The sequence below is a fragment of the Nostoc sp. genome (assembly GCF_036917375.1).
In the GTDB taxonomy this organism is placed as follows: domain Bacteria; phylum Cyanobacteriota; class Cyanobacteriia; order Cyanobacteriales; family Nostocaceae; genus Nostoc.
Genome location: NZ_JBALDN010000041.1, coordinates 115,586 through 130,283, shown reverse-complemented (window position 1 = coordinate 130,283; position 14,698 = coordinate 115,586). Strand labels below are relative to the sequence as shown.

At 41.9% G+C, this 14,698-nt stretch carries 8 protein-coding genes; 5 read left to right on the top strand and 3 right to left on the bottom strand.

The genetic code is table 11. The features are described from left to right. Positions 1-94 precede the first annotated feature (94 nt). Positions 95-613: a GNAT family N-acetyltransferase gene (locus V7K45_RS10430; RefSeq protein WP_335003030.1), complete on the top strand. Its 519-nt coding sequence runs from the start codon at positions 95-97 to the stop codon at positions 611-613. An 18-nt stretch (positions 614-631) separates the two neighbouring features. Here the strand turns inward: V7K45_RS10430 and V7K45_RS10425 are convergent, their stop codons facing one another. The 3 genes from V7K45_RS10425 to V7K45_RS10415 form a co-directional block, all read right to left on the bottom strand. After that, positions 632-1,114, bottom strand: a complete 483-nt coding sequence (locus tag V7K45_RS10425; protein ID WP_335003028.1) for a cupin domain-containing protein — start codon at positions 1,112-1,114, stop codon at positions 632-634. An 829-nt stretch (positions 1,115-1,943) separates the two neighbouring features. After that, complete coding sequence (locus tag V7K45_RS10420; RefSeq protein ID WP_335003026.1) at positions 1,944-6,977, bottom strand: PAS domain S-box protein; 5,034 nt, start codon at positions 6,975-6,977, stop codon at positions 1,944-1,946. 336 nt (positions 6,978-7,313) lie between these two features. After that, on the bottom strand, positions 7,314-9,494 hold the full coding sequence (locus V7K45_RS10415; RefSeq protein WP_335003024.1) for a putative bifunctional diguanylate cyclase/phosphodiesterase: 2,181 nt from the start codon (positions 9,492-9,494) through the stop codon (positions 7,314-7,316). Positions 9,495-10,064: 570 nt separating this feature from the next. On the opposite strand from V7K45_RS10415, the gene V7K45_RS10410 reads away from it, so the two are divergent. The 4 genes from V7K45_RS10410 to V7K45_RS10395 all read left to right on the top strand — a co-directional run bounded on the left by V7K45_RS10410 (position 10,065) and on the right by V7K45_RS10395 (position 14,615). Next, positions 10,065-11,066, top strand: a complete 1,002-nt coding sequence (locus V7K45_RS10410) for an ABC transporter ATP-binding protein (protein WP_335003022.1) — start codon at positions 10,065-10,067, stop codon at positions 11,064-11,066. Next, entirely contained in the window at positions 11,067-11,879 is an 813-nt protein-coding gene (locus V7K45_RS10405) for an ABC transporter permease (protein WP_335003020.1), read from the top strand. It abuts the gene before it with no gap. Between the two features lie 230 nt (positions 11,880-12,109). Next, on the top strand, positions 12,110-13,918 hold the full coding sequence (locus V7K45_RS10400) for a GldG family protein (protein WP_335003018.1): 1,809 nt from the start codon (positions 12,110-12,112) through the stop codon (positions 13,916-13,918). 70 nt (positions 13,919-13,988) lie between these two features. Beyond that, complete coding sequence (locus V7K45_RS10395) at positions 13,989-14,615, top strand: DUF4340 domain-containing protein (protein WP_335003016.1); 627 nt, start codon at positions 13,989-13,991, stop codon at positions 14,613-14,615. Positions 14,616-14,698 lie beyond the last annotated feature (83 nt).

Genomic DNA, 14,698 nt, shown 5'->3' with positions numbered 1-14,698 from the left:
CAATGCTTTTAGTAATTTATTAATACAATTTTTAATATCCTTTTGAATTTGCAACTAATAATTTAGCATAAGAAGTACTGAAGAACCAAATTGTTTGACTCAGCCAAAAGTATTGGCAAAATGGTTAACTAATGCAAAAGTTTTAGAATTTTATGAAGGAAGAGATAATCTTTTTCCTTTAGAAAGAATTATAGAAACGTACAAACCGATGGCTAGAGGAGATGAGCCGATTATTCCGTGCCTTCTCTACTATCAAAATATTCCCATTGGTTATTTGCAGTATTGTACGCTCAATGACTTATCAGAAATTGATAGACAATTGTATCATCTCGAGCAGACCGATTGTGTCTATGCGATTGACTTGTTCATTGGCGAAACCGAATATTGGAACAAGGGAATTGGTACAAAAATTCTGTCAGTAGTTATCAACTATCTTTTTGAACAGTGTCAAGCTCATAAAATTGTCATAGATCCACACGCTGACAATTATCGTGCTATTCGCTGTTATGAAAAATGTGGTTTTGTGAAAGTAAAGCTATTGCCGGCACATGAATTACATGAAGGAGAATACTCAGATTGTTGGCTTATGGCAATAGAGCCAAAGAAATCATGAGGAAATGCACTCTACCTATTATACCTTCTTACCTGCTACTGGTTCAGTTATATTTTCCATATCGACCAGATTCCACTTTAAACCTTTGCTCCTATATATACGCTTCTGCAAATTTGGATAATCACCGATATCATGGTCTAGCCTTTGACCAACTACTATACATTTGAATATAGAATTGCCCGTGTTTTTCAAATTGTGCGGCTTACCACCAGCGCGATATCCAATAAAATCTCCTGCTTTAACTGGATAAACGTTTTCTCCAATTGTTGCCTCAGCTTCTCCCTCAAGAACGTATACGCACTCTTCTTCGTGATAGTGCATATGAAGCTCTGTTGATTCACGACCAGGCTCTACTTCAATGATGTGGAAACCGATATTTTTTAAACCTGTCAAATCCCCTAAAGACTTATTCAGTCTGTGAGCATTGGAGTTAAGAAAATGTGTTTTTTTTAGTCCTTCATAAGACTCAATCTCTTCTTTGGTGACTAAATACTTTTCCATTTATTGATACCAAGGTGCTAAGAAAATTTGATGCTGAATAAGCGAGGGGACTAAAGAGGAATTAAGACGGAACTTAAAATAGGTTCAAGGGTTCCATCTCAGCAAAAGCGATGCCCTTCTCTACGAGACGCTCCGCGAACGACAGGCTCAGGGTAAGACCTACGGCGGTAAACTACGCTTCTATTTGTGGATGGGATTATATCATCATCTCGTTATTAAGTGCAACTTCACAGAAAATTGGTATTAGTTAATGTCTGACTGGATACCGAGAGTAGTACATCAGCCTAAATCATATAGTACGTTACTAAATTAACTCGCGTGTTCCCAGTCACTAAGTAACTCATGTTGTTGTACTATTTTATGGCATTTACGAAATGGTACTTTAGGAGTACCAATACTCCTACCAGGAAAAGACTGTTTTTTGGTCTTGGTAGGTCTATTTTCTAGGGTGGTTGAACTGAACTGTTGGGTTTTCATTGGTAAATAAATCTCTGATTCAAATCTGAGCACCAATTTATAACATCAAGTTGCAAATGGCAAATTTCTGAAGAAAAATAAAAAATACATATTAAATTTCTAAAGGAAAGAAGAGAAATTTAGGAGTTGATTTACTAAGAAGGGGAAAAGGGGGAAAGGGCAGGAATAAAGAACTTTTCCTCACAAGTTACAAAGCCCCTGTTTTTAAATAGGTCGAACAAAAAAAGAAGATTTTGGAGACACGTAGTGCGTTTGCCCTTGGCGTCTCGCAGAGAGTTGAAACACCTGCTTTTAAGTGTGGAGTTGCCTTACCCTTTCCCCTTTACCCTTTACCCTTTACCCTTCTTCATTCTCAAGATGAAGTGTTGCCAATGAGACTAACGATCGCTGCGGCTAAATCCGCTGGATCGACGGGTTTAGGTAGATGCTTTTGAAAACCTGCTGCCATTGCTTGGTTGTAATTAATTTCTCCTGCATAGGCAGTTAAAGCGATCGCGGGAATTTGTCCGCCTTGCTCTGGCGGTAATTTTCTTACCTCGCGTAGCAACATATACCCATCCATCAGAGGCATTCCAATATCGCTTAAGAGGATATCTGGCTGGGATTGTACTAATGTTTGCAGCGCTTCATCTGCTGATTCAACTGCCGTTATCGTCGCACCATATTGTTCCAGCGCAAAGCTGAAAAACTCTCGCACATCGGCTTGATCGTCCACAAGCAGGATTTGCACTCCAGCCAGTAGTGTCTCCTCAGTACTGAGTTCTGGTTGAGAAGCCTCACTACTAACTCGCAACTCAGAATTTTTGAGCAAAGGTAGTTTGACTGTGAAGGTAGCCCCTTGTTCTTCTCCCAAACTCTCTGCCTGAACTGTGCCACCATGAAGTTCTACTAGATGACGCACAATTGCTAGTCCCAATCCCAACCCGCCAAATACTCTGGTTGTTTTGGCGTCTGCTTGCCGGAAGTAATCGAAGACGTAGGGCAAAAATTCTGGGTTAATTCCTTTACCTGTATCAATTACCTGGATTTGGGCATCTAAACCAACTTGCTCTAGACGCACTTCTACAAGTCCATCTGTTGGTGTGAATTTAACGGCATTGGAGAGGAGATTCCACATCACTTGTTGCAAGCGATCGCCATCGCCGAGAACTTTGCCGATATCATTACTTAACACCGTTTGAATTTGAATCGATTTGGCTTCTGCTGCTAAACGTACCGTTTCTAATGCAGATGCGATCGCTATTTTCAAATCCACTGCATGGAGATTTAACCTAACCTTACCTTGCAAAATCCGCGAAACATCAAGTAAATCTCCAATCAATTGGGTTTGTAACTTGGCATTCCGCTCGATTGTTTCCAATGCTCGGATTTTAGTAGCTTCGTCGAACTTGCGGGTTCTGAGTAACTTTGCCCACCCTAAAATTGGATTCAAGGGAGTTCGGAGTTCGTGGGAAAGGACAGCGAGAAATTCATCTTTAATCCGGTTGGCTGTCTCGGCTTCTGCCCTGGCAGTCTTTTCAGCTTCGTAAAGTTGAGCGCGGGCGATGGCTTGCGCACACTGCTGTCCCAGTGTCAACATAAATCCCCGGTCTTCTTCATGAAATATTTGAAGAGGAGTAAAGCTTAATCCTAAAGCCCCAATTACTTTACCTTCTACTATCAAGGGAATGGAAGCCCAGGCATTATTCGCGATAACAGTCACAACATCTGCTAAGTCGGGATATCTAGCAATCATGGCTGCTAAATTTTCTAAAAAAATCGGCTGCCCAGTTCTGACTGTTTCTGCTATTTGGTTAGGTGCTGTGATGGGAAAACTTGTCCAAGTATTTATGAGTGTTTGTGGATAGCCAATTGCTTGCACAACTTTTAGGGTAGTATTTCCTTCAGTAAGTAAGACAACGGAACCACCAGTAGCTTCCAAGGCGGCAATGCCTTGGTTCACCACTACATCAGCCACCTGTTGGGGAGTTAAGGCTTCCGAGAAGGCAGCAGTTATTTTTTGTAAAAGTACTGTGCGATTGACAGACCGTTCAGTTTCCTGGTAAAGTCTGGCGTTGTCGATGGCTGTCGCCGCCCGCCGAGCAATATCTTCTGCTAAAGCCAAGTCTGTTTGTTGATAGTACCGACCAGATTCGGCGGTAAAAAAAGAGATTGCTCCAAATAATTGCCCGCGGGAACGAACTGGAATCACCATCAAAGAACGAATACCCAGACTTTGCAGCAATTGCAGATGTTCGTTGTCTTCAGACATCTCTAGAAGATGTGAGTTAGATAATTCGGGATAAAAGACAGATATTCCTAGCCTTAGCTGCCGTACAAGCTGTTTGGCTTTGGTTTTGGGTCGATAACGCCGTCGGATTTCGTCTAAAATATTCAGTTTTGTGGGATCGGCAATTGCGATCGCAATTTGTTTACTCGACCAATCTTCCTCAAAGACATCTACAATGCACAAATCGGCTAAAGTTGGAACTGCAAGATTTGCCACATTTTCCAAGGTGATTTCATAATCTAATGAGGCAGCTAGTAAGGTGCTGGCTTCGACTAAAAAGTTTTGTGTGGCTTCAACTCGTCTGCGATGGCTAATATCTTCAATAATCCCTAATGCATACATTGGTTGTCCCTTCGCATCCCAAACTGCTGATGAAGTTAGATTTACCCAAACTATGGAACCATCTTTGCGGATGTAGCGCTTCTCTAAGGAATAACCACTAATTTCTTTTGCTAAAACTCGCCGAGCATTTTCCAAATCAACTTCTAAATCGTCAGGGTGGGTAATTTCCTGAAAGTTCATTTGAATTAACTCTTCATGGCTATAGCCAGTAATTTCGCATAGGGCAGGATTAATTTGCAGAAATCCTCCATCCAACCCTACTAAAGTAATACCGACAGCTGCTTGATTGAACATTGCCCGAAACCTTTCTTCGCTTTCTCGCAAAGCTACTTCTGTTTGCTTTGCTGCGGTCACATCTGCCAAAATAATGCCAATTCCTACCGTTTCACCCATTGTGTTATGAACTGGGTAATAGTTGCCCAGCCAGTAACCGTAACGTTCGGGTTGCTCTCTTGTCTCACCGCTGATTTCCATATTCAGCAGGGGTTCTCCAGTATCTAACACGCGCTGTAACTGTGGTTCTAACTCAGCCGCCATCGCTGGTAGCACTTCCCTAAATTTGCGTCCTAGATGTTCTTCGATAGTTATACCGTTAATGTCAGCGAAAACTTGATTAATGCGGATATATCGCAGTTCCCGATCCAAAAAGCATACGGCAATAGGAGCTGCTCCGAGCAACGCATCTAGGAGAGATAGAGATTCGGCATAATGGACTAAAGCCTGGTGGATGTCTCGATAAAGTTGGGCATTTTCCACTGCTAAGGCAGCACGATGGCTAATATCTGTTGCTAAAGTTAGGTCAGTGCGATCGTAGCGGCGGTTTGATTGAGTGCTGACAAAGCTGATAGTGCCGAGGACTCGCCCTTTTGCGATTAACGGCACAATCATCACAGACTTCATCCCCAATTGCCGAACCAGTTCTAAGTGTTCCTGATTTTGAGTACTTGCTACTAATAGCGAATCAGATATTTCTGAGATTAATTCGCTTTGACCAGTTTGCAGTACTCTGGTAATTGCACTTGCACCTTTGTAATCTGTCGCATACTCCTGAAGTTTACGCGCCAACTCTGCTTTTGATGGGTCTGCATGAGCAATGGGTAGGCGGCGAATGGAACCATCTTCATTTAAAATATCGACGCTACACCAATCAGCTAGCTGAGGAACTGAAATTTTGGCGATCTGTTGTAAGGTTTGTTCATAATCTAACGAAGTAGAAAGTACACTACTAATTTGGGCGATATAGCGGAGTCTTTCCTCAGCCTGCTTGCGCTCTGTAATATCGAGAACAAAAAAAGCTCCTCGATCTACAGTCCCTTCAAAATGGCTACCACCTGCCAAAACAGGCAAACGCGAGCCGTCTTTACGAATATATTCTTTTTGATATGGCGTGCAAAAGAAACTGTGTTCAAATTGAGTTACTGCTTCCTTATCGAGTGGCACGTACTCTGTAGGAGTTAGGTCTTGCCAGCGAAGTGTTCCGGCAAGTAATTCTTCACGGGTATAACCGACCATATTCAGCAAGGCATCGTTAGCGTCTGTAATCCTGCCGTCTCTATCCCAGAAGCCGATACCAATCATGTTTGAATCAACTACACTGCGAAACTTAGCTTCGCTTTCTCGTAATGCTTGTTCAGTTTGTTTCAGTTGAGTAATATCAATTGAACTAATGCCCACTCCCAACAACTGTCCATTCGGCAAACACACCGGATAATAGCTGACAAGACCATAACGATATACCCCAGGCGGATAGGTTTCACCGCTCACTTCTTGGTTAAGTAAGGGTTGCCTAGTTTTCATCACTTGCTGAAAAACAGGCTCAATTTGGGCTGCCCATTGTGGTAGTACTTCCCTAAAGGTGCGACCAATATGTTGAGTTTGCGGTACACCGTTAATGGCAGCTAGCGTTTCATTCGCATGAATGTAGCGCAGTTCAGGATCGAGAAAAGCCAGCGCCACTGGCGAACTAGTAAGCCAAGCATTGAGTAAAGCCAGAGATTCATCTTTTTGCCCAATAGCTTGTTGAAGTTCCTGGTGCAACCTGGCTTTTTCTAGTTCTGCCTGCTTGCGCTCAGTAATATTCACACCTGCACAGGTGATACCTAAAATGTTATTGTCTGCATCCCTTAGCGGTTCAACTAGCAAATCGTAGTAACGATTTTCTTTACCAATTGTCAAATAAACCTCTTGACGGGTTGCAACACCAGTTTTTATTACCTTTAGCTTAATTGCCTGCAATTGCGCTGCTACTGAGGCGGTAAATAATTCATCATCAGACTTACCTAACATTTCCTCAGTAGTTTCTAGAACTTGAGGATTATGAATCCACTGATATCGCAAATCGCAATCCTGCTGAAAGACCGCGATATCTGAACTACTTAATGCTAATCGAAATCTTTCTTCACTAACTCTTAGCTTTTGGAGATTTTCATTCGCCTCTCTTTTGGCAGTTTTTAACGCCTCACATAAGATACTAAAGAGCAATCCTTCTAATGCAAATAACCCAATTCGCACAGAATTAGATAAGTCAAAACTCAGCTCATAAGCTGGAGGGAGAAAGAAGTAATTGTTCAGTAATGCAGACAAGAAAGTTGCTAACAACCCTGACTTCAAACCACCATACCAAGCACTCAACATTACAGCGCTAAAAAATAGTAGAAAAGGAGTTCCACTCATGTTTAACCAAGGGTCTAGCATCAACATTAGCACTAATGCTAGTGCGACAATTAATACAACAATGCCATAACGCAGTAACTGAAGATAATGAATATGGGGCATGAAAAGTTCTTGGAAAAACCAATACTCATTGCAGAGGCTGTACATACCCTAAGCTAGTTTGTGATTTTTAGTAATTTATCTACAGATAGATTTTTGCTGAGTTCTAAAAGTTTCTTTTGCCAGAGGTCAATTTGTTAGTTATCTGATATATGAAGGTAAAATTTACCTCGAACCATCAAGATAGATAACACTATTTGGCTAATTTAAAATACTAAATACAAATACCAGCTAACTCATAACAAAAATTATCGAATAATATCTGGTTGAGGATAGAGAGAAACAGAAAGTCTTGGCTGTAGTTGTGAGATAATCTATTTATATCATCCAACTACTTTTTTAATTAGCCGATTGTTTGCCGAATTCACCAGAGGATAAATACATAGTTTGAGTTGCTAGAAGTATTTCTGCTGTCTCATATCTTAGAGGTTTAGAGAACACATAACCTTGACCAAATTCGCATCCAAGTTCCTGTAACCATTGAAGTTGTTGTGGTGTTTCAATACCTTCGGCAATAACGGCTAATCCGAGTTGATTGCTCAAAGCAATAATAGTACTAACGACCTGATAATTACGGTTCCCTTGCTGCATCTGACTGACAAAGGAGCGATCGATCTTCAAATTATCAGCAGGTAAACGGTGGAGATAATTGAGCGATGAATAACCGCTACCAAAGTCATCAATGCTGATTTGAATTTTTCTGTCTTTTAATTGGGTTAATAAATCAATTGTCTGACTGATATTGTCAATTAACATACTCTCGGTAATTTCTAAGGCTATGGAATCGCCTTCTAAACCTGTTTGAGCTAGTGTTCGATCGATGACATTAATTAAGTTAGCTTGGCGAATATCTTGAGCAGAGAGATTAATACTCATCTTGAGTGGAAAGTGACTAGCAAACTTGGTTTTCCAGTTTGCCAGTTGTTGACAAGCTTTGCAGAACATCCAGCGATCGATTTGCACAATTAGCCCTGTTTCTTCGGCAACAGGAATAAATTCCCCCGGCAACATTAACCCGCGAGTTGGGTGTTGCCAGCGCACTAATGCCTCAAATCCAATCAGCCGAACTGCTTGCAGCTGCAATTCTCTACTAACCTGTTGGCTTGGCCCGCCGTAGGCATCGCCAAGTATGTCAACAATCGGCTGATAGTATATAACAAACTCTTCTCGTTCGAGAGCTTTACGGATATCGGTTTCTAGAGTTAGCCGATTTACGGCTTGAGTGTGCATTTCTATATCAAAAATTTTGTAAGAACTTCTATCTTGGGCTTTGGCTCTATACATGGCAATATCGGCATCTCGGAGTAAATCAGAGGCATGAGAATAGTTCTTTGTTCCTAAGACAATACCGATGCTCGTACTAATAACGACTTCAGAATCATTAAGTATCAGTGGTGTTTGAAAATCTTTTAGAATCCGCTCAGTAATTTGAACAGCTTTTTCCATACCAGAAATATCTTCTAGCAGAATTACGAATTCATCACCACCGATTCGAGCGACTAAATCAACCTCTCGTAGATGAGTTTTGAGCTTCTGAGCAATGCTTTTAAGTAGTCGATCTCCAGTTAAATGTCCTAAGCTATCATTGATCACTTTGAACCGATCTAGATCGAGAAATAAGACGGCGTAACGATAGGTTTCTATTCGTTTAGCTCGGTTAATCGATAATTCTAACCGTTCTACCAAAAGCGTCCGATTCGGTAAATCTGTCAACGGATCGTGTAAGGCATTGTGAATAATCTGTTCTTCTGCATGTTTGCGATCGCTCACATCTAATAAAACACCATGCCAGACAATATCTTTGTTTTCTCGATATTCCGAACGCGCACTTGCCTGTACCCACTTGAGTTTTCCAGAAGGTGTAACTAATCGCCATTCATAAGAGAATGGTTCTAAAGTTTGAGCGCTTTGTTTGGCAGCCGCATAACATCCGGCACGGTCATCTATATGGATTTGTGCAAAGCAAAGAGAGGCATCTGATAAAATTTGTTCGGGTGTTAATTCTAGAAGGTCTAGACAGCCTAAACTGATGTATTCAAAGACAATAGAACCATCAAAATGATGTACAAAGCTATAAATTATTCCCGGTATATTAGACGCTAATGTTTGTAACAGATTTTGGGCTTGTTGGTGCTGTGCCCGCACCTGAGCATCCCGAAGTTCTCGACGCACCGCCACCGGCAATCGGCTTAAATTATCTTTCATCACATAATCATGAGCACCTGCTTTCATCATTTCCACAGCAGATACTTCGCCGATTGTGCCAGAAACGAGAATGAAAGGAATATCTTTCTGACTCTGCTTTACTATTTCCAAAGCCATAGGAGCATTGAATCCAGGTAATCGGTAATCTGAAATTATCAGATCCCAGGTACGGCTATTGAGGGCTGTATGTAGCTCTTCGACCGTTTCGACACGTTGCCAGATTGGATTGAAACCACCGCGACGCAGTTCGCGAATAACTAACATGGCATCGATTTCTGAATCTTCAACCATCAGGACGTTCAAGGGTTCACTCATACTTCATACCTGATACCTGATAATTTCCTTGGCAAAATTTAAGTTAATCCGCCATATTTTCATCCCAAACAACACCGATTAGCTGTTAAGAAATATGGCTAACAGATACACCAACGATTTGCAAGCTGGTGAGTAAACGGGCGTTCAAGTGGCTGGCTAATCTTGCTCTTGTCTGCGCTCAAAAGAGAAATGAAAAATAGTTTCTTTCAAGATACCTGTTTAGTTAACTCGACACTCCTCCTAGTACAAATTGGCTGTAGTGTTGTAACACACAAATCTAAAAAAGCTCGATTTCCCATTATTCTCTCGTTTATCTTGTTTCCATGCAGAGTATGAGAATGGCTTATTAGGGGCTAATGCCTTAACTTGACACTAATCCATCCCGAATATGAGACGGGTGAGGACACCCATCTTACAAAAAAATTTGGGATGTTTTTTATTTGAAAGTGCCTAAAGAGGTTTTTCAGGAACTTTACCCCTTGTCAGCTAATCTTTGTGCCAGTCCCCCATACTCAATATTGCGATCTAAGATTATTGGGTATTCTATAATTTGCGATCGCCACTATACGGATGATTGAAGTTGAACATCTGAGTAAAATATACGGCTCTACCCCAGCGATTACTGATGTCACTTTTAGTGTCGAGCCTGGGGAGATTTTAGGATTGTTGGGCCCTAATGGCGCTGGAAAAACCACAACCATGCGGATTCTGGCTGGTTATTTACCGGCAACCAATGGAAATGCCCGGATTGCTGGTTATGATGTCCATGAAAATTCTCTGGCTGTGCGCCAACGCATTGGTTATTTACCGGAAACACCGCCGTTATATCCAGACATGACGGTGGAAGGATTTTTGCATTTTGTCGCTCGAATAAAGGGAGTATCAGCAGGCGATCGCCCCAACAAGGTGACAGCCGCCATCGAACGCTGCAACTTAGAAGATAAGCGGCGAGTAATTATTCGCAAGCTCTCCAAAGGATACCGCCAACGTGTCGGAATTGCTCAAGCGATCGTCCACGATCCCCCAGCGATCATTTTGGATGAACCCACTGTCGGACTCGATCCCCGACAAATAATTGAGGTGCGGAATTTAATTAAAAGTCTTGCTGGTACTCACACAATTATTCTTTCCACGCACATTCTGCCAGAAGTAAGCATGACTTGTAGCCGCGTCGCCATTATCAATCGCGGTAAAGTAGTAGCAACTAATACACCAGAAAATCTGATGACTCAGTTGACAGGTGGCTCAGGGTATGAGTTGGAAATAGAAGGAGAAGCCGCCCTAGCGAAACAGGTATTGCAAAAAGTCGCAGGTGTGAGCCTGATAGAATCAATTCCGACAACTGGAGGTCATCAACCCCAGGAAAATCGCGCTTATCTGCGGGTGATATCGCAACCGGGAAAAGAACCAGGACGCGATATTGCCACAACATTAGTGCGTGCGGGATTCGGTTTACATGAACTGCGGCGGGTTAACGCCACCTTAGAAGACGTATTCTTGCAACTAACCACAGAAGAAAAAAATTTCGATCCTGAGGTAGACTTAGCAGCAGACAAAGAAGGAGCAGCGTAAATGGGTGTAGTGCTAAGTAATATTATTGCCATTTATCGCCGAGAGTTACAGAGTTATTTTGTATCGCCCTTAGCTTATGCGATCGCAGGCATATTTTGGTTGATCGCCGGGTTATTCTTCGTGATGATTTTGCTAGGGCCAGATGGCATATTGGTAGGAGTCGCGGCAATAGATGCACAAGGGCAACAACTGGGAGTACCAGTACCACCGATAGATGTCCCCTACGAATTTGTCCGAGCATTTTTGGATCGCATGGGATGGCTATTGTTGTTTATCTTGCCAATCCTTTCGATGGGACTCTATGCCGAAGAACGGAAGCGGGGCACTTTAGAACTGTTAGCCACCTCACCAATCACCAATTGGGCGGTAGCTGTAGGTAAATTATTAGGCGTAGTAACATTTTTTATTACAATGGTTGTACCTATGCTAGTGTTGGAAGCGATCGCCATCAGTGGCTCAAATCCACCAATGACGCCCTCAATTCCCTTACTGGGTCATATTGGATTAATCTTATTAGCAGCAGCAATTTTATCTGTAGGAATGTTTATTTCTTCATTAACAGACAGCACAATTTTGTCTGCCGTTCTTACCTTTGCAGTAATCTTATTATTGTTATTGATTGATTTAATCGCCAAAATTGTCCCTGGCCCTGTAGGCGAAGCTCTAGGTTATCTATCGTTGCTGAAACATTACAACACATTAATCCAAGGCATTTTTGATACTAGCGCTTTAATTTTATTTGCCAGTTACATTTTTTTAGGCATCTTTCTCACAGCTCAATCAATTGATGCACTACGCTTTCAAAGGCAATAGTTATATAAGTTATGAGTTAGGAGTTAAAAGTGAGGAGTTAAAAGTCATCAGGACTTAAGCAAAGTAATGAAAAAACCAACTGAAAAGGAGGTATCCGCACAGCGTCTCTTAGAGAAGGGAACAAATGAATAATAGTTTCAGAGAGTCAATAACTCCTAATTCCTAACTCTTAACTCCTAACTCCTAACTCCTAACTCCTAACTTTTAATTCCTCACTTCAGTCTAATAATATGAAGATAGTTGCAAAAAAGAAACTGTGGAAATATCTGTTTTGGTTAGGCCCATTCCTAATTACTGTCGGCTTAACAGTTGGGTTAGTCTCTGACCAGTGGGGATTAATTCCATTAGTATTTCTGATTACGGGAATTGTTATTAGTGGGTTGGGGATAATATGGCAAAGCTACCAGAGTAACTGGTGGAACCGTCGTTCTACCCAAGCTGGGACTAATGCCCTAGTGGCAACTTTGGCAGTACTAGCAATTTTGGGATTGATTAACTTTTTGGGAACTCGCTATCACTTGCGGGCAGACTTAACAGAGGCTCAATTATTTACCCTTGCACCCCAGTCACGTGAATTAGTAAGAGTTTTACCACAGCCAGTTAAAGTATGGGTATTTGATATTAACCAAAATCCCCAAGACCGAGAACTGCTAGAAAATTATCAGAGACAAAGCTCAAAATTTAAATATGAGTATATCGACCCCCAAGCTAGACCAGGACTTGCAGAAAAGTTTGGCGTCAAAGATTATGGAGAAGTTTATTTAGAATCTGGCGATAAACGGCAACTAGTACAGACGATAAATGAAAATGAGCGATTATCAGAAATTAGATTAACTGGTCGTCTGCAACAACTAACAAATTCAACCACAGCTAAAGTTTACTTATTACAAGGTCATGGCGAACGCCAACTTTCGCCTGGTAAAGATGCAATATCACAAGCAGTTCAGGGATTAAGCGATAAAAACTTTACAACATCACCCCTGAATTTAGGAGAAACTTCCAAAGTTCCTCAAGATGCGGCTGTCGTAATAGTAGCTGGCCCCAAGCGAGGACTGTTTGAGGGTGAAGTCAAAGCCTTGCAAGAATATCTTAATCGCGGCGGTAACTTACTGCTGATGATCGATCCGAATACCGATCCCAAACTAAACAGCTTGCTACAAGAGTGGGGTGTTCGTCTGGATAATCGTTTAGCAGTCGATGTCTCTGGCGAAAGCGTCGTCGGACTTGGCCCTGCTGCGCCCTTAGTCACAGAATACGGTCAACATCCAATTACCAAAGATTTCGGTAACGGAAATTCCTTTTATCCGATTGCCCGACCACTGGAAATTACCTCTGTGCCTGGTGTTCAGGCTACTCCACTGCTACGAACCAAACCCTATCCCAGCAGTTGGGCAGAAAGCGACCTCCAAAGCGAAAAATTAGAGTTTAATGCAGATAAAGACCTGAAAGGGCCTTTAACCTTAGGCGTTGCCTTAACAAGAAAACAAACACCGAAATCTACTTCTACTCCTCAAGCTTCACCCACACCTTCACCTCTACCATCACCAACTACTCAAAGCAAGACTAGCCCGACTCCTTCACCCTCACCCAAGACTCCGCAAGCGTTACCTCTACCATCACCAACCACTCAAAGCAAGACTAGCCCAAATCCTTCCCCTTCCCCCAAAACTCCACAAGCGTTACCCCTACCATCACCAACGACTCAAGGGAAGGCTTCGCCCACTCCCTTATCTCCTCCATCTTCCCCTACTTCCTCATCTCAAACAGCTACCGAGTCTCGGTTAGTAGTTTTAGGAAATTCCGATTTCGCCACCGATGGTTTGTTTCAACAGCAATTAAATGGAGATGTATTCCTCAACTCAGTTACTTGGCTGAGTCAACAAGATCGGCAACCCCTTTCCATTCGCCCTAAAGAACCGAAAAATCGCCGGATAACCCTGACAACAGCACAAGGTAATCTTTTAATATTGTTATCTTTGTTACTTTTACCCTTAATTGGATTTGCGATCGCAGTTATTATTTGGTGGAAACGACGGTAAGAAGTGAGTTAGGAGTTTGGATTTATAAATATTAACTCCTCACCAATGACAAATGACAAATGACTAAAAAATGAAATTGCCACGAACGACTTTAATTTTGATATTGCTAGCGCTGGGTTTAGGTGGTTTTGTTTACTTTTATGAAATTCGGGGTGCAACTGTGCGCGAAGAAATCAAGGAGCAAAAGCAGAAAATTTTCTCTTTTGCAGAAGATGATGTGCAGTCTTTAACAGTCAAGACAAAAAAAATCACTCTGAATCTGGAACGCAACCCTGAATCTTCTAGTAAACCTAAGTGGTTAATCAAATCTCCGATATCGGGCCCAGCAAATGACGCTATTGTTTCTTATTTAATGGATTTGTTGGTCAAAGGTAATAGCGATCGCACTTTACCAACTCCAGCAAAAGACCTTAAAGAATTTGCCTTAGATCAACCTCAAGCAACTATCAACGTCACCCTGAAAAACCGACAAAGCCATCAGTTGATTTTGGGTAAATCTAACTTTAACGGACGTTTCTTATATGCTCAAGCTGACCCTGCTGCTAAATCTGATGGAAATACAAACGTGCTGTTGGTATCTACAGATTTTGCCAATGCCGTGAATCGGGAATTATCAGAGTGGAAACAACCTGTAGATAATAGTCAGAAGCTACCTGGACTCAGCACCCCTTTACCAACTCCGACAAATAGTAAATAAGCAATAACGGTTTCTGTGGTATGTTTCGGTAACGCACAATGGGTTAGCACATAAGACCTCTTGCAAAAGTGCTTTTTGCAAGA